We start from the raw sequence: 21,973 nt of genomic DNA, 5'->3' as shown, positions 1-21,973 counted from the left end.
ATTCAACCATGAATAAGAGAGAATTCGTTGATGCGATGGCCGTGAAGACCGGCGCTAGCAAAGCTGAGGCGGAACGCATCGTTGGTGCACTGGTCGAGGTCATTTCAGACACCCTGAAAAAGGGCGACTCGCTATCCTTGCCTGGTTTTGGTTCCTTTGAGGTACGCGAGCGTCCCGCACGTGCCGGCCGAAATCCCAGGACAGGTGAAGAACTTGAGATTGCTGCATCAAGAGTTCCTGCGTTCAAGGCGGGTGCAACGCTCAAGGCCGCGGTTAACAAGAATGGCAAGTAAGCGATGCGCCACAGGAGATCGACGACCCCAGCAATCTTGACCGTGAATTTATGGAAATCAGGGGAAGTTGGTTGCAACGGAAAATATCTTATCAATTATTGATGATCTGGCCCTTGCCATAAAACCCAGCATCGGTATTGCCTGTATCCATAAGATGGATACAGGGCTTGGAATTGGTGGCGAATTCAGAGGCCGCGATGTACCTGTGTACCGGGCAAAAAACGAAGATGTAGTAGGGCAGTAGCGGTTTAATGACAACTGCGTTCGATACTATTTCTTGCGCTTGCGCGCCAATAGATAGCATGACTGTCATCATCCAAGCGGCTGCAAGAACTGCAGGAGTGATTAATCTTTGTCTATCGCGATGAGCTTGCCCTTCTCACCAATCTTGATCTCAATCTTTGAGCCGTCGGTTTTTCTTACGTCGGCTTCATAAATCGATGTCATTTTGAAACCGATTATTTCGGTTTTTTTCTCGATCTCTTCAATATTTCCGCCATCCGCATTGTCAGCTATCGTTTTCTGCACCACTGTCGGAACCTTAGACCATTGAACTTTTGCACTCAAGGTTCCTCTGGCGTGGGGGTCGGACAAGACTCCTATGGTGTTGGGCTCGGACGAGATCCCGGTGGTGTTGGGGTTGGAGGAGATCCCTGGGGCGTTGGAGTCGGGCGAGATCCCGATGGCGTGGGGGTTGGAGGAGATCCCTGAGGCGTTGGAGTCGGACGAGATCCCGGTGGCGTGGGGGCTGGAGGAGATTCCTGAGGCGTTGGAGTTGGAGGAGATCCCTGAGGCGTTCGGGTGGGAGGAGATCCCGATGGCGTTGGGGTTGGAGGAGATCCCGGTCGCGTTGGGGTTGGAGGAGATTCCGGTGGCGCTGGGGTTGGAGGAGATCCCTAGGGCGTTGGGGTAGGAGGAGATTCCGGTGGCGTTGGGGTGGGAGGAGATCCCTGGAGCATTGGGGTGGGACGAGATCCCGGTGGCGTGAGGGTTGGATGAGATCCCTGGGGCGTGGGGGTGGGAGGAGATCGCGGTGGCGCTGGGCTTGGACGAAATCCCGATGGCGTGGGGGTGGGACGAGATCCCCGCGGCGTGGGAGTGGGACGAGATAAAAAATAGGGTTATAAGGGGGAATAATCTCATATCAGGCTCTCCAAACAAGGATTGTTGATTGAACCATAATAATCGTTATCCGTCTTCACTCCTGCTTCCGCATCGGTTTGAGGCTTATCGCCGCCATTCAACTCAACCGCCTTCACCGTACAGACAAAATTTGCCTGACGCAGCCTTCGATTTTGCCTAATTATTTGGGAAATTTTCTTTCAAAACCTCGAAACCCAGTATAAAAATTGGAATTTTTAGTTGGCATTATATACCTAGGGCGTATCGCACAAGGACTCCCTTTTGCCATGGGAGTAGAAAAAGACAGCATTGTAGATTTTCTGGTACCGAACGACACTGAGAAGGGCAGGTGCTTGTCCGCAGCGACCCAAGCCCAGGCGCATGGGCAGGGGGAAAGCGACCCCCCTCCCCATGCAGCCAGTTTCGGCAATGCGGGAGGTCAGCTCTGCCATCGTCGCGAATACGCGTCTGGCACACCACACGGCCGATAACCCCCATTGCGCAACCCCTTCAGAACATGACTGGTAGGAATATAAGCGTATCGCTGTGAGGGGCTTTGATGCTTGGCTTTGGCAAAGATTGATGGTGCTACGCATGCCAATCTCCTCATTGGATAAGGGATAATCTGAACGGGTACCCGTGAAGCTACGAAATTGGCTGACGAGCTCATGTTTTTCTCCTGACAGTCGTCAAAGGGAAAGAGGTTCTGAAAGCCAGATCCTCTCACTCGAACCTTTTCGCTCCGTCCAGGACAGCAGGGGTAGAGATGTAACCCTTTCCCTCACGGGCAAGGGTTGGGAATGGGTGGGGTAGCAGGCGGGAAGGAGCAGGTGGGCTTATCCTGTTGCGATTTGGTTATCCCACAAGCCCCTCTCGCAGAGGAATTGGGGTGTTGATGGGGGATGGCGCAATAGGATTTGCAGTTATTGAAGGTCCTGGTTGCTTTCGGCCGGAAGCACCGCTCCGGTTCACAGCCACGACAGGCAGCACGTACCGCCATGGGTAGCTGGCGGGGAAAGTTGTAGGAGGCAATCTTGTGCTAATTGATTGTTCCGCTCAGCTTTTATTAAATCTAACAAAAAGGGGATTTCAGGCATGAACAGAAAAGAGCTTATTGATGCGCTGGCAGCGAAGGTGGATTGCAGCAAGGCGGATGCCGATCGCGCCATTGGCGCGCTGACCGAAATTATTTCAGACACCTTGAAAAAAGACGACTCACTCTCGCTGGTGGGTTTTGGTACTTTCGAAGTGCGCGAGCGTGCGGCCCGCACCGGCCGCAATCCCAAGACCGGCGAAGCACTGAAGATCAAGGCATCAAGGATACCGGCTTTCAAACCGGGGGCTGCGCTTAAAGCTGCGGTGAATAGCGGCGAGAAGTAAGCGAGTATTAGCGAAGCTAGAGCAAAGCTGCAGTCGGTTAAAGATGCGGACGATCGGCCTGGCCGACCGTCCAGCTCGCTTTCGTTCGTGCCCCTGGACAACCCTTATGGATAACCCTGATGGACGGATAGATTACCGCCCACAGCTTCCCCACAGGGATTGACCCGCAGGCTTCCCAGACTTCACCCACATAGAAACCAAAATCTTCCTGACGTGGCCTTCGGCCTTGCCTAGGCTGTTTTGATTTTCTCTTTAACATCCCTTCGGACCAAACCAATCACTCCAACAAGGGATTATTGGTGAGACATGCTCGTAATGCCCCTACTCGCTATTGCTGTACCTAAATCCAATTGTTTGCTCAGCAATAAAAGCTGGAATCTAAGCGCGCTGGGAAGCCGGCCCCCGGCTGGTTCCGTGAGCGATTGCCCGCACGGAAGAAAATTGTCTGCTTGACGGGGGAGCTTACGCGAGTACTGGTTGTTGAGAGTCATTGGAAGTATTCGCAACTGACAATTCGATTGCATCGGTCCACGTGCCTGCGGCAAAGCAAATGAAGCTCAGTGTAAATTGCATCAGCCTCCTATTTCCTATCGTCAGTGCGTCTGCGTCCAATTCAATTGGCACTACTATATTCTTGTCGAATAGTCAATAAAAAGAAGACATATAAAACAGCTTCTTTTCTTATCTTAACTCGTTTTTTAATACATTAGAGTACTGCTGAGCTATCAAGAGATATTTGATAGCCACCCCTGATTTTCTCAATCGAGATAGAAACTTCACACCTGACTTAGGGAGAAATATTATGAGCGTGCTTTTTGCAACACCTGGGAATTGGGACGATGGCCGGCTAGTCACTTTAGATCCAAGTAACAATCAGTACGTTTGTACAACCATCCAAAATGGCGCAAATGGCATATTCCTTTATAACGCGGCGAACGCCGATCATGATACGACAGTAACCATAGTAACTACCAATGCGACAGCTCCAGTCAAAGTCATTGTTCCTGGCACGACGGGAAACCAAGGGCTTGCCGCAATCGTATTAGTCAATGGGAATGTAACAAATACCGTTACCATCAGCTTAACCAGTAATCAACCAGCCGATTCCAAAATAAGTGCATTTATTGGAAGCCTCGCGTTTCCTATTAATACTTCCGGCATCAATAACAAAAGCCTGCCAGTAAATGGAGTTACTCAGAACTTTACGGCATTTACACGGTTTTATGCGGTACCCGCTTCTACCTGGTATCAAATGAATTTGCAAAGCAATATCACGCAGTTTTATGCAGCCCAGTTTGGGCCAGGGTCATCAGCTGTTAGCATCTATTGCGTGAATCCCGGACCTTTGGCAGAGGCCAATATTTATCAGGCCGATCCAAGTAACCCCGTCAGCTACAAATTTATTTTGCCAGCTCCTAATCAACCACAGCAACAGATCGCGGCTTCATTATTTGGTAATGGTTCCCAGTTCGTCTGGATCAATGCCGATAGCATTCAAAATAGCCAACAGGCAACTATCTCTCTCCAACAACTCTAGTATCTTTGCTACGCCTCTCTGCAAGTCATAGTTCGATCTATAAAGGTAAGCAACTTAATATCGAATTAATACTTGCAGTGACGGCGTAGAGTTATTTTTTACCAATAAGCGGTCTTCGATACTTATCCGCTTCGGTCTTCCAGACCAGCCGAGAGCAGTTTACCAATCGCACGATACTGTATCGAACCCGGGCTTCAGTCCAGGCAGAAACGCTCAAATATATTGAGTGCTTCCATAATCTAAAAAAAGCCTGCTGGAATGCCGGTCCTGCCAGGACTGCATTAAACCGGAAGAAGCTGTGTTTGCAACCCGGGTTCCTTAATGAAGGGAACAGCGTCATTCCAGATCATTATTCATCAATCGTATAAGGGGAATTCAAATGACTTCAATGAAAAATATATTTCTAGCTCCACTGGGAGTTTTATGCATATTGACAATATCGGTCGGTGAGATCCAGGCAGAAAATCATTTCTCTCCCTTAAGAGAGGGCAATTCATCAAGCAACGGCCTTTCGAGCGTAAACGCTGGCAAGGTGCGCACCAGGATCGACAGCCTGCGTGGAAAAGATGACAAAGTGTTTGCCAACGATGACGATTACGCGGATAAGAATAAGGGACGTGACCGCCGGCGCGGAAGAGATGAACACGAACCATTGCCGCTCGATCAGTATCCTAATGTTTATAACGATTATATACAGCCCGTGGCAACCGCGATCGACTACCACAACGGGATGGTTTATCTCTTCAACTATGAAAACGACAAGTTGATAATCATAGACCCGACCACGCTCCCCGGTTGGCCTGGAAACGTTCCCTTGCAGCACACGGTGATGATGCCCGAGGGAAAAAAGATTTATATTACTTCCGACAATACGCAGGACCATCCATCCTATATCATCGCCTTGAACGTGAACGACATCAATTGGGATACACGCCTGGCGTCGTTAACCGTGAGTGCGGTGCTGGCAGCTGATTCCCCAAACAATCCCTCTGAATTGCCGTTTGTCACACCAGTCAACCAGGTCCAGGCCATCCCCAACTGGCTGATTGGCAGAGGAACCCAAATTCATGGACCCACGCTGCTACCCTACTCTGATTTCCTCTACTTTACGGAATTTACGTCGGACAGGATACGTGTGATCAATCACACAACGGACCAGTTTCTGGGTTTTGATCCTATTGTCATACCTGGCTACACTGAGCAGACGCACGGGGTAAATTTCAACAGGTCGGGAACCATTGGCCTTGGAACAGGATACTTTTTTGACAATAGTGTCATCGATGTATACAAACCCAACAGAGAAACCGGTGAACTGCAAACAGTAGGTCAAATCATGCTGGGCAACGAGAAGAAGCATGCGGCTTTCACCCACTTCGTCTACTGGCTCGATGAGCGCTACGCTGTCACCGCGTCCATGCAACTAGACAAAACTTCCCTAACCCCTTCAACCACGAACCATATCATCCCGCCAAGCGTATGGCTGCTTGATACTCAGGAGGGGACCGCAAAGGAAATAGTCAAGAACACCAATCATGCCAATGGCCATGGAGTGTTTCGTTCTGCATCCGATATTGCGGTGGTGAATGGAAAACTATATATCGCAGAAGAAGATACTCTTGACTACACGTTCGGTAACGACGGGTACATTTCCGTATTCGATTTGACCGATCGAGAAAAGCCGCGGTTCATCAAGAGACTGCGACCCGGCTTCGAACTCCCGGCGGGATATTCCGTCGCTCATACGATCAGCCCGACGCCAGACCATCGACACTTGCTGGTGGCAAGTTGGGTTTCCGGCTATGTGCTGAAGATTGATACAGAAACAGATACGGTCACCAAGGTGTGGGGTCCGCGAGACGGCCTCGTGAAGCCACACGGCATATTTGCCGCGGGCGGCCTGCGCTAATTTCCGGTTATCCCGCTTTTACCCGCCCATTTGTTTTTCCTGGGATTCATCCCGGGTTGAACAAGATGGGCTCCCTTGATGAACTACCAAGGTGATCGCGAATTGATATGAAATTGAAATGGATAAACGAAATTCAATCAGGGGCATTCCGGAAACGTCTTTTTCCGGGTGCGCTGACAGCATTTCTCCTATTTGCCCACGCCAGTATCGAAGCCGCCACTGTCATCCCGACCTATCCGATACCTTTGCGGCCAGAAATTATCGGTCAACTGAAACAAGCGCATGCGGGCAAGGATACGCAGTGGCAGCTGGTTGTTTTTGGTTTTACGCATTGCAAGGATGTCTGTCCTGCATCTCTCGCCAATCTATCCATGCTCGTCAATGCGGCCGCGGCTGAGAAGATCGAGCTGAACGGAATCTTCGTTACGGTGGACCCGGACAGGGATACTGACGCTGTTCTTTCACGCTACACCAAAGTCTTCGGATCGGATCTTGCCTATTTGCGTTTTGAAGGTGAAGAGCTGGAGCGATTCAAGGCCGCTTTCAGTGTCGAGACCGCTTTTTACACAAAAAATCCCGGAAATATGCAGAACTATCAGGTAGACCATAGTACTACCGCATTTCTGATTGATTCCAGGGGAAATATCAGGGTGATATTTGATGCGCTGAAGGATGCGGCTCAAATGGAGCAGATATTTCGTGAGAATAAGGCCCTGTTCGAGTTATGATTTGGACGGTCGTACTCATCCCATTGCTGATAATCGTCTCTCTCACCGCATCTGCGATGCAGATCGAGGCAGATCCCCGTGTCATTGTATCGTTCATGGATAAGTCGCTTTCTCCGGAGCTCGACATTCTATCCGTGGCAACCGATATTTCCGCGGATAATCATCTCGTGTTTCAAGTCAAGACCAGGGGAGAACGGGCAGACGGGGAAGCTGGAGATCACCTGCTGCTGCGTATACTGAATGGGAAAATTTATAGTTTCCTCATTCCGATAAATAAGGAAGATGGCGATAAGATTCTGATGTATGAAAGCGCGCTTCAGCATGACAACACAGTATTGCCCCAGGCATTGGAAACGTTGCGTGGAAATGCCTCGCCAGTAGCTTTGAATGCCAAGCGTATAGTCAACGGAGCAGAATTTATTCTGCCTCTCGACTGGGTCGATTTTGGTGAAAATTTTGGTTTCGATGCCTACACCGTCAAGGCACACCTGCAAGGGAATATTGTAGAGATCACCGAGATATACGATCAGGCTGGAAAAGGCCGCGGTGGACCCAACATATTCTCCGCGGTTACCCTGCTCAATAAACTTTGCACGCCGCAACGGCTGCGATCAAATCAATGATTTTCTCTTCTCTATTTCCCGATGTCTGCAAGTAAAGAAAGGCAGGCCGCGAATCATCGAGTTACCCGGCCATGTTTTTCCAATCAGGTCCATCCGATGGCGGTTGTGTTGAAAGTAATTGAGTGTTTCCGAGTTTATGGCTGACTTAGGAATCCAGCACCATCCCCTAGTTCTGGTTTCCTCCATCAAATCCTCCCTTACGGGATCTGGAGCGCCACCCAACTCACGGTGCTCTACTACATGCCCTCTATTAATAAGTGAGAAATTCTCCGCAGTTGGCGGAGCGCCTATCTAGATTAAGGCTGTCCAGAGGATGGGGAATTTTGATATGAGGCACGGCTGGCTGCGGTTTTACAAACGACCACGACCCCATCCTCTGATTAGCTCTTTTTGCAAATAATCAACAACTCCGAAAGGAATTCAAGAATTAAGAATTAAAGCTATCAGGGTTGCCGCCATGCTGAGGAAATATGAAATGGCGAGAAGTCTTCGTATTGTCATAATCGTCTCCTTTGTCGGTAGTTAAATACACCTAGCAAAAGTATGACCAATTGTGAATATTTTGTGAATTATTTGTTATTTTTATGTTAAGACACTTCCTTGGCAAACAAATTCCCCCTTCAAGGATTTTTTATCGATGGGCCGAGCTTGAGGTCGAATGATGGCATAGGTAGCAAAGGACGTTGTTAATGCACAAGCCTCGCCTTCATCTGTGGCGTGCTGATATGAGTTCCACGATATGTAAACGCACCACCGTATTGAAGAATACGTGGAGGAAAGGCAACGTGTACCCAATCCTTGCCCGTGAGGGCCAAGGCTGTCTCCCCACTCCCGTCGCCCCCGTGGCGAGGCGAGGAGAGTCCAAGCGAGAGGAAGGGGGGCTTTGAAACGTGACGATGTTGCGGCAATGCTCGCGGATTTCTCACACGGCTCAAGCCCCCAACGAACAGCCCATCAACGTGGGTGCGATCGGCCGGGGTGGAAGTGGCGAAGCGAGCCATGCGCGCTGACCATTGCTCAACTGGACCATCATCGATTGCAGGTTGAACTCTCCCTCAACTGAATCAAACAGCATTTGCGCCCAAGGCATTCTTTGGTACCCAGAGACGCAGTCAGAACACAAATCCCGGCTTGCCGTCCGTCACCATTCATGCTCAGAAAAATATCAACCAGTTGAATTTATTTAGCTAAATCACCGGATGCTGTTCGGTTGCTATTTTAGCTTTATGGTCTATAAAACAAGGGAGCGGTGTTATAACCGTTTGAAAATATAAGTGCGCACCTAAGGCACTTACCTATAGGAGGTAACTTTTAAACTTTTTCTATGGACCATTAAGAGTCCACTGATGAGCGCAAGCGGAAGTCCGGGGTTGCCCAGGATTGCTTGAGATTTCAAAAACAACTAAGCGTTTTCTCGATATCTGTCCCTATCGGTTTTCCGGCATATACGCCGATCAACAAGGAATCTGCTATGGCAACCAAGTACCTCAGTAATTATTACAGCTACAAAATCGTCCCGCAGGCTTTCGGCTTCCAGGTGACTGAAGTTGATCCGAAAGCGGTGCTGGAAAAACAAGTGCAGGGGCATCTTGCGAGAGGACATCGCTACTTTTTCCGGGATGAGTTCCAGAATGCGCTGAACGAGTATCAGACGGCCTATTCCCTGCTGCACAAGTTCCTTCATCCTCATTTCCCGGTCAACGTGACCGCAATCGCTACCTCGGCACTCAAGCAGATGCAGCTGACGGATGCGATGGTTACCGCTGCCGCACAGGTTGCAAAGTACCGCTCTGCCGTTGCGGATCGTCCGATAGTATCACCCGGCAATCCGCCGGAGGAAATCTCGTCCATCGTGCAGAGATTTGGTGGCACGGGCAGCACTGTTATGGCATCGCCTGCGGCCATCCTTTACGAACAAGCTTCTACCTATCTTCAGGCTGGAGCTACCGCCGAAGCCCGGCCCATCATTCAGCAGGCGCTGGAACTCAACCAGGGACGGGACCGCGAGCTGGAATCGAATCTGATGGTGGCGTCCGGCATAGCGGCCGTGCAGCAAAGCGAATTTGATAACGCTCGCGACAGTTTCTCGAAGGCATTCCAGCTTGCGCAGCGCGCCCTGGGTATCGAGCCGGGATTGATGCCCGGCGCCGTAGGCGCACCCGGAACACCTGGCGCAGCTGCCGCCGCAGCGCCAGGGCAAACGCCGCAAACCCAGGAGCTCGGGGCAATCAGCAACAATCTTGGTGTCGTGGCAGCCTTGACCGGGGATGCACGCAGCTCCGGCGCTGCTTTCCAGGCGGCGGGAGATTCCGTTCCCCTGTCGTTTGGGCGCACGCTTTCGCAACCGCTCAATCCCGGTACGGCCACCGCAATGCAAAGACCCATGGGCAGTGAGGGACTCGGCTTCATTCTCAACTCGCCGTCGGGCTCCAACCAGTATCTGAACGTGTCTCCCGCTGTTTCTCTCTCCAGTGGCGCTCAGCAGTTCGGGGTGTTCAAGGGCGACGAGATTGTCAGTATCGATCTCCAGGGCAATGCTGCCGCAAACCTGACGGCAAGCATCTACCAGCCGCGTATCAGCGCAACCACGCTTGCGGCACTCGCCACTTTCGAGATCATCGAAACCAATTTCATCGCCTATATTCCCCACACTTACGGCTTCACCATTCCGTTGAGTCTAGGCGATTGTCATCTGGAGTTGGGCGATTATGAAGAAGCTGTCACATGGTACGAAAAGGCTCGAGACTATCAATACCTGAACCAGGCAATTGAAGCGCCGATGGTCTGGTTGAAGCTGGCCAATGCATACACCAGGTGGGGCAACTTTCTGTTCGAAGCGGGTGAGAAGGCCGAAGCCAGAACGAGATACGAGAAGATCGTTCGGCTGACGGACCCCATTCTGGATCCGGCCTCGGCGCTCTACAAGTCGCCGGTGTTCGATGGACTTGCGGCACAGGTGCAAGCCATTCTCGCCGCGCCGCAGCCTTTGGATGCCGAGGTACACAACCCATCCATCGCAGCGGTGGTATTGCTTGCCAAACTCAACATTCAGAACATCGAGGATGGGATCGACTTTCCATTACTCAGCCTGGCCCGCGAGCAGATCCCGGTGTTTCGCTTCGATTATTTGCAAAATACCGCGCGCTATTTCGCCGAGCATGCGATTCAGGCGGAGCGGACTTACATCAATTTTAAGACCAGCGCGGAGCAGGAGGAATTCCAGCGGTCGATGCTGGAGAATGCGGTTGACCTGGAGACCGCGAACGAACAACTCGAGATCAAGAAAGTTGAAATTGCGCAAGAACAGAAGGAAGCAATCGAGGCGAACCAGGCCTATGCCAATACACAACTCGAAAACGCCAGGGATCTGAAAACGGAATATGCGGATGTGAGTCTCGAACAGATGGCTTTGGATTCCGAGATCACGTACGTCGGCGCACCCACGACCGAGTACGACTTCTCGGGTTATGAGGAGTACGGAATCTCGAACGGAACCCACCGTGTCGATGAAGTGCTCCGTACGCTGACACAGCGTCGGAGCGAGATCTCGCGCGAGTTCGAACTCAATAACATGGATCGCCGGATCAGCGAACTGGAGGCTGCGAAGAAAGTCGCGGATGAGCAGGTGGACATCGCGACCAAACAGAAGGAGGCCGCCGATATCCAAAAAAATATCGCCACGCTGCGCAAGCAGCAGGCCGAGCAGCAACTGGCGCTATTCGACTCGCAGGAATTTACGCCTGACCTCTGGAACCGCCTGGCGAACGAGATTCGCCAGATATCCCAGTCATACCTCAGCCAGGCTATCGTGATAGCCCGGTTGATGGAACAGGCTTACGAGTACGAGGTCGGTAAGGCGGTGAATATCATCAAGCCATCGTATGCTCGAAACGACCTTGCCGGTCTTCTGGGCGGCGATTTTCTGCTTCAGGACATCGATTCGTTTACTTTCATGCGGATTATCCTCGGCGAGAAAAAACAGCCGATGAAGGAAATCATTTCTCTGGCGGATCGCTACCCGGTCCAGTTCCTCCGCGATTTTCAGCGGACGGGGACCATGGGTTTTCGTACCGAGCTGAGCGATTTCGACCGGAACTACCCCGGCGCCTACCTGCAGCGCATCAAGCGCGCCGAGGTGATTGTCGAAGGATTGATCGGCCGCGGCGGAATACACGCGAGCCTGACCAACACCGGACTCTGTCTGTCGCGAATGCGCAATGGAGGCATCAAGATGCGGCTGCTACAGCCGGAAACGCTGCTGGTGTCGCAATACCGCATTGCTGCGGACGCCGTGATCTTCACGCCGGATGTTGAGATGCTGGGCATTTTCGAACACAGCCCGGTCTCAACCTCATGGATCTTCGAGCTCAATCCTGCGGCAAACGACATCATCCTGAACTACATTACCGACATAAAGCTCGTGCTCTATTACGAATCTTTTTTTGATCCGAACCTGAAGCCGAAGGTACTGGAAGAACTCGCGGTCGAGCAGATGAATGCCGGGCGCCGCACCGTTGCACTCCGGTACGAGCTTTTCGACGAGTTCTTCGCGTTTCAGGATACGGGCGAGGTGACGTTCACGCTTCGCTCGACCATGCTGCCGTTCTATCACCTGGATCCGCGCGTGCGCGAACTCACTTTCCTGATCGAAACGGACGAGGGCGTAACGCCCGAGAACCTGGTCGTCAAGGTATCGACCGCCGACGGCACTTCCGCGACCCAGGCCACGACTGCGGACGGCGCGCTTTCGACAGGTGGGTCGAACCCGCTCAATGCGTTCATCGGCAAGCCGTGGTTGCAGGAGTGGAAAATCACAATTCCGGTGGCGGAGAACCAGGCCCGGTTCGATGCCGGCTTTGAATGGTCGCAAGTGCAAAACATCGTGATGACCGCGGAGTACGAGTTCACGCCCCGTCGCATTCCCGGCCAGCCATACATGTTGCTGCTGGATCGCTTCGATTCGGACACGCTTGCGGATTTCGACATTGTCGACGATCCGCAGGCCACGGTGTCGGCGCCATCGGAATGGGTCTTCAATGCTGAAGCGCGTCGCATCGATCAGCTGTCGGATATACATGGGGGTGCGTTCGGAACCGACGCGACCGGACCTGACAAGCCCGGTACCTATCTCGTCCGGAAAACAACGTCCGAACTGCCGGCGGTCCAGAATTGCATCGTGGTCGCCGACGTCAGTTCGGATGACAACGACGGTATCGGCGTGGTGTTTCGCTGGCAGGACGCGGACAACTTCTATTACTTTCTGATGGACCAGCAGCGCAACTATCGCCGCATGGGCAAGAAGGTGGCCGGCGTGTTCCAGGAACTCGATACGGCCGCGCTCGATGCGACTCGCGGATATGACGCGGATACGACCTATTCGTTGAAAATCCGCATCAGCGGATCGCAGTTGAATGCGTACCTGAATGACGAATTGGTATTGTCGGGGCAGGATGCGTCGCTACCCGACGCAGGGCGTGCCGGTCTTTTCTGCTGGGGCAGCGCGGGAGCGCACTTCGACAACTTCCGCATCGTCGATCTCTGAAACGGAAAGAGGATAGCCTGTGGCCAACAAATCGCCTGTCAATCGTCAATCCGTATCCAATCCAGCGGGCGGTGGGGACGTCCGCGGTTTGGGCGAGACGTTTCAGCCGGACCTGAACTCCGGTGTCGGCAACTACCGGGTCCCGCTCGACCTGTTGCCGGGCATCCGGAATTTCCAGCCCAGCCTTGCTCTCGGCTATAGTACCGGCGCAGGCAACAGCCCCTGGGGCCTGGGCTGGTCTCTGCCTTTTGCCGCCATCAGCCGCCGCACGTTTCGCGGCACACCCTCCTACAGGGACGACGATACATTCCTGTTTGCCGGACAAACGGAACTCCTTCCTGTGGGCCCGGACACTTTTCGGGCGTCAATCGAGAATGGATTCGAGCAGTTCAGTCGCACGGCCTCCGGATGGCAGGTTACGGAGAAGTCCGGCATGCGCCATACCTTCGGGACTACGGCCGAGAGCAGGATCGAATTCGACGATAATGGAACGACCCGAGTTTTCGCATGGCTTATCGAACGCACGGAGGACACTGCGGGCAACACGATTACATACCAGTATCGAACGGAACAAGGCCAGCGATATATCGAGGAGATTCGCTACGCCGTCTATGTGGTCCGGTTCGAATATGAGGCCCGCCCGGACCCATTTTCGGATTTTCGCAGCGGTTTTGAATTGCGCACTGCCCTTCGTTGCTCACGTGTCACGCTTCACGTCGAACCGCTGGGTCCAGCCGCTGTGCGGACGTGGACACTGGCGTACGACACCGAGCCTTTCTCGGGTTTGTCGCGTCTTCGGTCGGTCGCTTTTTCCGGCCATGATCCGGAAACGGGAGAGTCCGCGTCACTTCCACCACTCGAATTTTCCTATACGGAATTTGCGCCCTCCAGTCGCCGTTTGAGAAAGTTCGCGGCGGAAGCCGGCGCCGCGCCTCCCGGTCTTGATCAGCCGAATCTGGAGCTGATCGATCTCGACGGGCGGGGCCTGCCCGGCATTCTGTCGATTGAAAATGGTATGGCGCGGTACTGGTCCAACGTGGGTGAACTCAAATGGGGTCCGCCCCGGTCCTTGCCGCAGTTTCCGGCCGTCTTCTCCACAGCCGAAGATCGCGTGCAATTCGCCGATATGGACGGAAACGGTGCGGCGGATGTACTCGTCGGCAGCGGAACGTTGAGCGGCTTCTACCGCAATGAGGGAACAGGCGCTTTCGATGGATTCAACCAGTACGTCCGGTCGCCGCAGCTTGCCTTTGAAACAGGCGGGTTGCAGTTAATGGATGTCGATGGCGATGGCCTCGTGGATGCGATCCACGACGGACGTACCGGTCTTCAGGTATACGATAATCTGGGTTCAGCAGGATGGGAGCCCCCCCGGCTGGTCCCAAAGGACGACCTTGCCACGCCGGTTCCAAACCTTTCCTCGGGAGATTCCCGCGTCCGTCTCGCCGACATCAATGGCGACGGCCTTGCGGATGTGGTGTTATTCAGCAGCGGTTACTTCGAATACTGGCCTTCGCGCGGCGGGGGCCACTTCTCCGAATCGCGCAAGATGACCGCCGCACCGAGATTCCCGTATCCATTCGATCCGGCGCGAGTGTTCATCATCGATATCAACGGTGATGGCTTGGCCGATGTCGTTTTTGTGGGCTATGACGAGGTAACGTACTGGATCAATCAATCGGGGAACTCGTTTAGCGCTCCGCAGACGATTCGTTACACCCCACCGACTTCCCGCGCCGATACCTTGCGAATCGCAGATATGAGCGGAACCGGAACGGCAGGGCTTTTGTGGACGAGCCCGTATCCGGACTATCGCTATCTCGACTTTACGGGCGACGTGAAGCCCGGTCTGCTTTCGCGCATCGATAACGGGCTTGGCCGCGTCACGGCCATCGAATACGCGACCTCGACCGCAGAGGCAAGGCGCGACCGGGAGCAAGGGGAGCCATGGACGTCATTTCTTCCGTTTCCCGTGCAGGTGGTTTCCGCTGTTACCGTTGATGATTCGATCAGCGGTCTGCACAACGTGACCCGCTACCGTTATCACGAAGGCCACTACGACGGACATCGGCGTGAATTCGACGGATTCGGCCGATCCGAGCAGATTGAAGAAGGCGATGATTCGATTCCTTCGTGTCGCACTGTCTTTCATTACCACACCGAAGCTTCGGGACGGCCGGCCATTCCCGATCCCGAGCTTCGGCGTAGCCTGAAACGCAAACTTTTTCGGGTAGAGGTATTCGGAGAAGACGGCGGCCCGCTAGCAGCGGCTCCATACCGAGTGGAGGAGAGCCAGTGGACCGTACGTGTTGAGCAGACGCTGCCGGATAGCAGGCGAGTTCTGTTCCCCTTCATTGAGGAGACGGCGATATCGACATTCGAGCGCACGTCCGAGGCGCGTATCGAGCGTCGCATATTCTCGTTCGACATGTCCGGAAACGTCACCACCGAGGAGCGCCATGGGGAAGGGGGAACCAGCGCACCTATCGTCGCTACTCACGCCGAGTATGCGCTGGACCCGGCAGGGCGCGTTCGCGACCGAGTTTCCCGCATTGTCCAGCGTGACGGCGAAGGCAATTTGCTCAACGAAGTGCGCCAATACTATGACGGCGCCGCATTCCAGGGCCTGGCGCTCGGCCAGGTCACAAGTGGACTGCTCACTCGCACCGAAAAGGTTGCGCTGCATAAGGATGCGGCCACGTCCACATACGGTACTCATGAGCCAGATTTTGCCGCCTTGCAGTATCACGACGGAGAGGATCAGGATGGCAGACCCGCCTGGCTGTACGATCATAGACGGGTCAGCCTTGATGAGCGCGGTAATGTTCTGGTCAGCCGGGATGCACGCGGGAACGATACGATCTACACCTTCGACGAGTTCGGCCTGTTTGCCACATCAATCACCGATGCAAAGGGTTTTGTCGCAACGGTCGAGCACGATCTCCGGGTAGCGAGGCCGCGGCGGATGGTGAATCCTAACGGCGGCGTGACCGAGTCGCGCTACGACCCCTTGGCGCGTATCGCTGTGGTAGTAGCGCCCGGCGATACGCTCGCGATCCCCACCGTCACCTATTCATACGAGACCGCGACGCTGCCCGCGCTTCGCGCCGCCCATTATCGCGTCCTTTCGGGCGATACTCGTACCATTTCCGTCAACGAATATCTCGATGGAGCCGGAGCCCTGTTCCAGCGCCGGACCGAGCACGACGGTAATACCGTATCCGTCAGCGGACAGGCCGTTCCCAATGCCCGGGGTAAAACAGCCGAAAAATTTGAATCCTTCTACGCGGAAGGATTGGAGTTCCAGCCGTATTCGGCCGATCCCTCTGCGCCACGGCGCAGCTTTTTCTTTGACCCATTGGGGCGCGCGATTCGCACATTGCATCCGGATGGAGGTCAATCCGGCGCGGAGTATGGGACGTTTGACACGCTGTTTTCGGATGCGGGGGATAACGACCCTGCCATGGCGGATTCGTTCGGGACACCGCGGCGCGAGATCTACGACGCCTGGTATCGTTTGGTGGCAGTAGAAGAGCGGGACCAGACCTCGGTCCGCACCACCAGCTACGAACTTGACGCCACCGGCCGTTTGCGGCAGATCACCGATCCCCGCGGAGTAATCCTTAGCCGCACCACTCGCGATCTTACGGGACAGGAGATCTCGATCGATCACGTGGACGCGGGCCGTCGCCTGCTGGCTTATGATGCCATCGGCAACCTCGCGCTGCAGGTGGATGGGGCCGACGAACCGATCAATCGCAGCTACGATGAACTGAATCGCATCGTCGGGACGGCTTATGGGGGAGCCGAGCCGGAGATGTACTTCTACGACGCTGGGGCGGGCGCAAATCTGACGGGCCGGTTGGCACGCTCGATCGACCCCGCGGGCGAGACCACCTACAGCTACGATTCCCGCGGCAATGTAGTCGAGCGCTCGCGCATGGCGCCGGGCCAGACAGAAGCACTGACGCTGACCTATTCATTCGACCGCATCGGCCGCATGACCCGGTTGACCTATCCCGATGAAGCCGCTATCGATTTCGAGTATTACTCGGGATTTCTGCTTCGGCGCATTCCGGGATTTGTGAACGCAATCGAATACACAGCTGCTGGTGTGCGGACGGGAATGGATTATCAGAACGGGGTCCGGACTGAATACGGCTATGATCCGGCTTCTCTTCGGCTGCGGGAGATCCGGACGTTCCGACCCGATACAGGAGCCGTGTACTTTCATACCCGTTACGATATCAGTACGGTCGGGAATGTTGCGTCAATCGAGGATCTGCGGCCCGGTACGCCGGGATTTGTGCGGACGCAAAGCTTCGGATACGATGCATTCCATAATTTGCTGGAGGCTTCCAGTCCCGATCCGGCGGCAGGGTACTCGCATGTCTACGAGTATGACGCAGCGGCAAATTTTATTCGCAATCCGCTAATCAGTCCCAACCCGCTCTTGTATGAAAACAATGGCAATAGCAACCGGCTGAGCGGCTACGTAGATAGCGACGGCATTACTCCCGTTAATCTGTTCGGGTACGACCCGAACGGTAACGTCGTGTCCATGCCGGGGCGCACCCTGACATTTGATGCGAAGCAGCAGCTTGCGCGGGTGCAACTGGATAGCGGCGCTGATGTCGCTTTTTTCTACGACCATAAAGGTGTGCTGAGCCGGCGCGAAGCGACCGAAGCCGGTTCGACTGAAGTGACGCACTACGTTGACAACCTTTTCGAGTCGCGTGATGGTTCGGACATGCGCTGGGTAATGGCGGGAGACCTGCCGGTCGCCCGTATCTCCGGCGGCACGACGGTATTCATACACAACGACCATCTCGGCAGCGCGGTCATCTATACCGATGCGGATGGCGGCCTTTTGACCGAGGCCGCATTCCACCCATTCGGAAGCCTGCTCATAGCGCCGTCCGGTACACTGCCCCCTGCGTTTGCGACGAAAAGGCTGGATGCGGATATCGGCTTGTACTACTTCAACGCGCGCTGGTACTCGCCGGCGATGGGACGCTTCATTTCCCCCGATCCGCTCTACCTGTACCAGCCGGAACAGGGGCTCCAGGAACCGAAACGCCTGAATCCTTACGCATACGCCGGCAATAATCCGGTGCGCTATGTCGACCCGAGTGGGCTGGGCTTCTGGGACGTGCTGGGCGCGATTGTCATCGCCATTGCCGTGGTAGTCGCCGTCGTTGCCGTTTCGGTGCTGACCTTCGGAGTCGGGACTGCGATCGGGTTCGGAACGCTCCTGGCTTATGCCGCCGTTGCGGGACTTGCGGGCGCCGCAATTGGTGCTGTCGTTGGCGGCATTGCCTACGGCAGTTGGGAAGGCGCATTGCGCGGGGCGCTGATCGGATTTACCGCAGGCGCGAATGCCATGATCGGCGGCATGATCTTCGGGCCGATTATCGGTGCCGCGCTTGGCGTAATTACCTTCCTGTCGGTCATACCGCCAGTGGCAAAGAGCGATGTCTACCAGGGCATACTCGGCTGGACCAGCTACCTGATGCCGATGAGCTGGCCCGGCCATGCAATTGGCCTTACCTTGTTCGCCTTGAACGTCGTCGGCTACCTGGTCACTTTCGGGCAGGTGGATGCGCTACGGATTCGAGATATGCAGGTCGATTGGAAAACGGGGAACATCTTCACCGTGGGCGGATGGGTAGGGCAGCTCGACGGGAGAGCGTTCAACTTCGGCGCTTTCAGTTTCGTGAACACATCCCGGTATGTCGGTGGGGAAATCATACCGGCCACATTCGAGCATGAATCTGGACATATGCTGAGCAACGCGGCATTCGGTTTCTTCCAGGCAACGCGCGTGTTTGAAGGAAACGGGCTGGACAGTTTCTGGGAGCGCATTGCCGAAAGCAATGTGCCTCCGGGGTTGCGCGCCAGCGACCCCGTCACGCCGGAGCCCGATCGTCCAAAGATTCCCCAATGGGGCTAATGTTGCTTACGATGCCGATTCCGTGCGGAAGCTGTCATAAGAGCCATTTGCAAAGTAGTTATCACTGTTCTTTTTCTCAAAATACATGGCCTCGTCAGCATGCCGAAGAAGTTGTTGCGCCTCGTCACCATGATCAGGGTAAAGTGCAATTCCAATGCTCGGCAGTATGCAGAGGCTGCAACCCTCTACTTTGATGGGTTGGCCGATAGCACTGCGAATTTTTTTAGCGACATTCGAAGCGTGCTCGGGCAACTGGATGTTTTCGAGCAGCACCACAAACTCATCACCGCCCATGCGCGCGACGGTATCCAAATCGCGTACGCACTGCTTTAGTCGATTGGCAACCTCCTGCAGTAGTGCATCCCCCGCAGCATGACCCAAAGAGTCATTGACTTGTTTGAAATTGTTTAAGTCCAGGTAGAGCAGGGACATTTGTCCTTGTTCTCGTCGTGTTCTTGACAGCGCCATTTTCAGGCGATCGTATAAAAGTCCTCGGTTGGGTAGCCCGGTCAACCCGTCGTATTGCGCCATGTGCTTCAGTCGGGCGTGTAACTGTTTGTGCTCGATAGCTGTGGCAACTTGAGTGGAGACAAATTGCAGAAGTTCCTTGTCCTTTTCGGTGTAGCGTGCACCGTCCGGGTTGCTTTTCAAAACCAGGGCACCGATAGTACCCTTGTGCGAGTTGAGCGGAACGACCAGCCAGCACACCACAGTGCTGTTGTTGACAGCTCGTACTTCCTCGGGAAGGCTAGCCAGCGACTCAGGCTCCAGCAGCAGGGGTTGCCTCGTACGAATGACTTCTGCGCAGAGAGTACTGACAGACGTTTGCTGCAGTTCGGACGCCTCATCGTAGTCACCGGTGTAGTAGGGAAAGCTCAGCTGATTATTGCTCTCATCGTACATCGCCACGGCAAAATTAGTCGCTGACAGCAGTTTGCCGATTATTTGATGAATCAGCTGAAACAAAGAGAGCAGATCCTCTGCAGTATGCGCGGCTTCGGAAATGGCATAGAGTGCCGCCTGCATTGATTGGGCCTGCTTGCGCTCTGTGATGTCTCGTGCAACAGCAATCCTCAACTGATCGGCTTCGGACCAGCGGGCTGACCACATAATGTGCACCACTTGTCCATCCTTGCGTATATAGCGGTTCTCAAAATCACGTGTAGGATGTCCTGACATGATTTCGTTAGCCGCCTGGAGAGTTCTCGCTCGATCCTCTGGTACCACCATCTCCAGCATAGCCTTGCCAACCATTTCTTTCGGCGTGTAGCCAAAAATGCGTTCGCATGCCCCACTGACAAAGATAAAACGCCCCCCTCCATCAACAACGCAAATAGCGTCGAGCAGTTGATCTATAAATCTAGCCAAAGGTGGGTAAGTTTTTACATCCATATAAAGTCGTATATATATCCCGAAGCAGACGTCCTAGCGGAGGATAATGGTGTTGTTTTGCTACAGCTCCCACCTCATGTCATGTGTTAGAAAATTTTGTTCTAATGTATGCAAAAGAACTCCCACTCTGTGTGCTGAACAACTCCCAAATTTGGGCCGTAACGGTACTTTTGTTATTGGCACCGGCGATGACCAACCGCTATTCGCTATTCAAGCGACCCTGGCTGACCTACAAGCAAAGCCGCAGCCATGGGCAGCCAGGTTCGCAGAGGTGAAAAAGCATTACGTGCATTTTTTCAAGACGCTTGAGCGCGAGTCGGAGAACGAAGGTGACAACACCGAAAAAGTGACTCTATACGGGTGATTAAACCGTTCTGGTTGTTCAATCTTGACCAGATAGACGGCATTGACAAGCCATAAGCCACCGTGCAGCTTAACGAGTTTCAGCAGATCGCTAAGGGGATAAAACTCATGCCAATCATAAGCACGTTTTATGGGATTATAATTCAAATGTATTGGGACGATCATGCACCGCCGCATTTTCACGCGGTATATGCGGAGGATGAAGTAGTAATCGAGATACGAACTTTGGGAATATTGAGAGGAAAAATGTCACGGCGAGGGCTAGCGCTAGTGCTGGAATGGGCGCAGGAACACCGCGAAGAACTCATGGAGGATTGGGAATTATGCACACAACATCAGTCACCAAAGAAGATATCGCCTCTTCTATAGTCCCGCCTATACAAGTAAAGGCACCTTGGCGAGTAAAGGCAGTAGAAGCACTTGATGGCTACCGGCTGCACGTTCGCTTCATTGATGGACTGGAAGGCGAAGTCAATATGGGCGATCGGATACGCTCACCCCGCGCTGGTGTTTTTGCCGTGCTGGCCGACCGGGATGTGTTTGCCCAGGTGTTCCTAGAGCTTGGGGCAGTAACCTGGCCAGGCGAAATCGATCTGGCACCGGATGCCATGTACGACGAAATTAAGAAAAACGGGGTGTGGAGGTTGAAATAAAAAACGCAGCACGGCCAAAGCCGCCTAACCGCCTGCTTTCAGCAGGGGTTTAAACTACGAGAACATCGCCGTCGCCCTGCTATGCTTGAGAGGCCGGTTCGAACAATGGCAACGCCACTTACGCCGTGATCGGTAAAAATCCTTTCACATCCGGCTTTGCTCAATGCGTTCATTTGCAGATCCAGGTTCTGGTCCTAGTCGATACCCCCGCATAGCCGATTTTCATGCTTGATTTCCTTTATTCATTTCGCCACAGTCTTACGCCACGCCCGCAAACCTAAAAAAACAAGGCGTTAGCATTGCCGTTTCTAGTGTAGCAAAAGGGGGACTTTATGCATTATTACAAGCTACGCTCAAGCTATTGCTCATGCATATATGGTATTCACTTACCTACAGGTCGGTTTTCTGAGGTCCGGCGTCAAGTCCAAATACTGTGCCACTGCTTCATCACGGCGCAACAGGCAGCTTTGGGTCAGTTGCC

Annotated in this window: 17 protein-coding genes; 12 read left to right on the top strand and 5 right to left on the bottom strand. The window is 53.8% G+C overall.

All coding sequences use genetic code 11. The features are described from left to right. Positions 1–8: 8 nt before the first annotated feature. The gene (locus CRO05_RS00325; protein ID WP_097065329.1) at positions 9–293 is read left to right on the top strand and encodes an HU family DNA-binding protein; all 285 of its coding nucleotides are present in this window, start codon (positions 9–11) and stop codon (positions 291–293) included. A gap of 91 nt (positions 294–384) precedes the next feature. On the opposite strand, the gene CRO05_RS15255 is transcribed toward CRO05_RS00325, so the two are convergent. Continuing rightward, positions 385–609 carry a hypothetical protein gene (locus CRO05_RS15255; protein WP_143860868.1) on the bottom strand — a complete coding sequence of 75 codons (225 nt, stop codon included), beginning with the start codon at positions 607–609 and terminating at the stop codon, positions 385–387. 29 nt (positions 610–638) lie between these two features. Next, complete coding sequence (locus CRO05_RS00320; RefSeq protein ID WP_159462678.1) at positions 639–887, bottom strand: hypothetical protein; 249 nt, start codon at positions 885–887, stop codon at positions 639–641. Positions 888–894: 7 nt separating this feature from the next. On the opposite strand from CRO05_RS00320, the gene CRO05_RS15390 reads away from it, so the two are divergent. Both CRO05_RS15390 and CRO05_RS15385 read left to right on the top strand, forming a co-directional pair. Further along, entirely contained in the window at positions 895–1,206 is a 312-nt protein-coding gene (locus tag CRO05_RS15390; RefSeq protein ID WP_159462677.1) for a hypothetical protein, read from the top strand. Between the two features lie 78 nt (positions 1,207–1,284). Next, positions 1,285–1,464, top strand: a complete 180-nt coding sequence (locus CRO05_RS15385) for a hypothetical protein (protein ID WP_097065327.1) — start codon at positions 1,285–1,287, stop codon at positions 1,462–1,464. Between the two features lie 205 nt (positions 1,465–1,669). On the opposite strand, the gene CRO05_RS00305 is transcribed toward CRO05_RS15385, so the two are convergent. Next, positions 1,670–2,011, bottom strand: a complete 342-nt coding sequence (locus tag CRO05_RS00305; RefSeq protein WP_097065326.1) for a hypothetical protein — start codon at positions 2,009–2,011, stop codon at positions 1,670–1,672. Positions 2,012–2,510: 499 nt separating this feature from the next. On the opposite strand from CRO05_RS00305, the gene CRO05_RS00300 reads away from it, so the two are divergent. From CRO05_RS00300 to CRO05_RS00280, 5 genes are all read left to right on the top strand, one after another. Beyond that, a complete protein-coding gene (locus tag CRO05_RS00300; protein WP_097065325.1) occupies positions 2,511–2,795 on the top strand; it encodes an HU family DNA-binding protein in 285 nt (94 codons plus the stop codon). An 802-nt stretch (positions 2,796–3,597) separates the two neighbouring features. Further along, positions 3,598–4,332, top strand: a complete 735-nt coding sequence (locus CRO05_RS00295; protein ID WP_097065324.1) for a hypothetical protein — start codon at positions 3,598–3,600, stop codon at positions 4,330–4,332. 379 nt (positions 4,333–4,711) lie between these two features. Next, a complete protein-coding gene (locus tag CRO05_RS00290; protein WP_097065323.1) occupies positions 4,712–6,238 on the top strand; it encodes a hypothetical protein in 1,527 nt (508 codons plus the stop codon). 107 nt (positions 6,239–6,345) lie between these two features. Then, entirely contained in the window at positions 6,346–6,966 is a 621-nt protein-coding gene (locus CRO05_RS00285) for an SCO family protein (RefSeq protein ID WP_097065322.1), read from the top strand. Continuing rightward, a complete protein-coding gene (locus CRO05_RS00280) occupies positions 6,963–7,589 on the top strand; it encodes a hypothetical protein (RefSeq protein ID WP_097065321.1) in 627 nt (208 codons plus the stop codon). Before CRO05_RS00285 ends, CRO05_RS00280 begins: the two co-directional genes overlap by 4 nt. Positions 7,590–8,275: 686 nt before the next feature. Here CRO05_RS00280 and CRO05_RS15250 read toward each other — a convergent pair. Further along, a complete protein-coding gene (locus tag CRO05_RS15250; protein WP_143860866.1) occupies positions 8,276–8,590 on the bottom strand; it encodes a hypothetical protein in 315 nt (104 codons plus the stop codon). A gap of 470 nt (positions 8,591–9,060) precedes the next feature. On the opposite strand from CRO05_RS15250, the gene CRO05_RS00275 reads away from it, so the two are divergent. Both CRO05_RS00275 and CRO05_RS00270 read left to right on the top strand, forming a co-directional pair. Next, positions 9,061–13,131: a tetratricopeptide repeat protein gene (locus tag CRO05_RS00275; RefSeq protein WP_097065320.1), complete on the top strand. Its 4,071-nt coding sequence runs from the start codon at positions 9,061–9,063 to the stop codon at positions 13,129–13,131. A gap of 19 nt (positions 13,132–13,150) precedes the next feature. Further along, positions 13,151–19,084, top strand: a complete 5,934-nt coding sequence (locus tag CRO05_RS00270) for a toxin TcdB middle/N-terminal domain-containing protein (protein ID WP_097065319.1) — start codon at positions 13,151–13,153, stop codon at positions 19,082–19,084. Between the two features lie 6 nt (positions 19,085–19,090). On the opposite strand, the gene CRO05_RS00265 is transcribed toward CRO05_RS00270, so the two are convergent. Then, complete coding sequence (locus CRO05_RS00265; RefSeq protein WP_097065318.1) at positions 19,091–20,476, bottom strand: GGDEF domain-containing protein; 1,386 nt, start codon at positions 20,474–20,476, stop codon at positions 19,091–19,093. A gap of 471 nt (positions 20,477–20,947) precedes the next feature. On the opposite strand from CRO05_RS00265, the gene CRO05_RS00255 reads away from it, so the two are divergent. Continuing rightward, positions 20,948–21,208, top strand: coding sequence for a DUF4160 domain-containing protein (locus tag CRO05_RS00255; protein WP_097066569.1), 261 nt, complete (start codon positions 20,948–20,950; stop codon positions 21,206–21,208). Continuing rightward, positions 21,163–21,492 (top strand): DUF2442 domain-containing protein, encoded by a 330-nt coding sequence (locus tag CRO05_RS00250; protein WP_097065316.1) that lies wholly within the window; start codon positions 21,163–21,165, stop codon positions 21,490–21,492. Before CRO05_RS00255 ends, CRO05_RS00250 begins: the two co-directional genes overlap by 46 nt. The last annotated feature ends 481 nt before the right edge of the window (positions 21,493–21,973 follow it).

The organism is Nitrosovibrio sp. Nv4, from assembly GCF_900215485.1.
Classification (GTDB): Bacteria; Pseudomonadota; Gammaproteobacteria; order Burkholderiales; family Nitrosomonadaceae; genus Nitrosospira.
The sequence above is the reverse complement of the archived record's forward strand: the minus strand, read 5'-3'. Positions and strand labels throughout refer to the sequence as shown.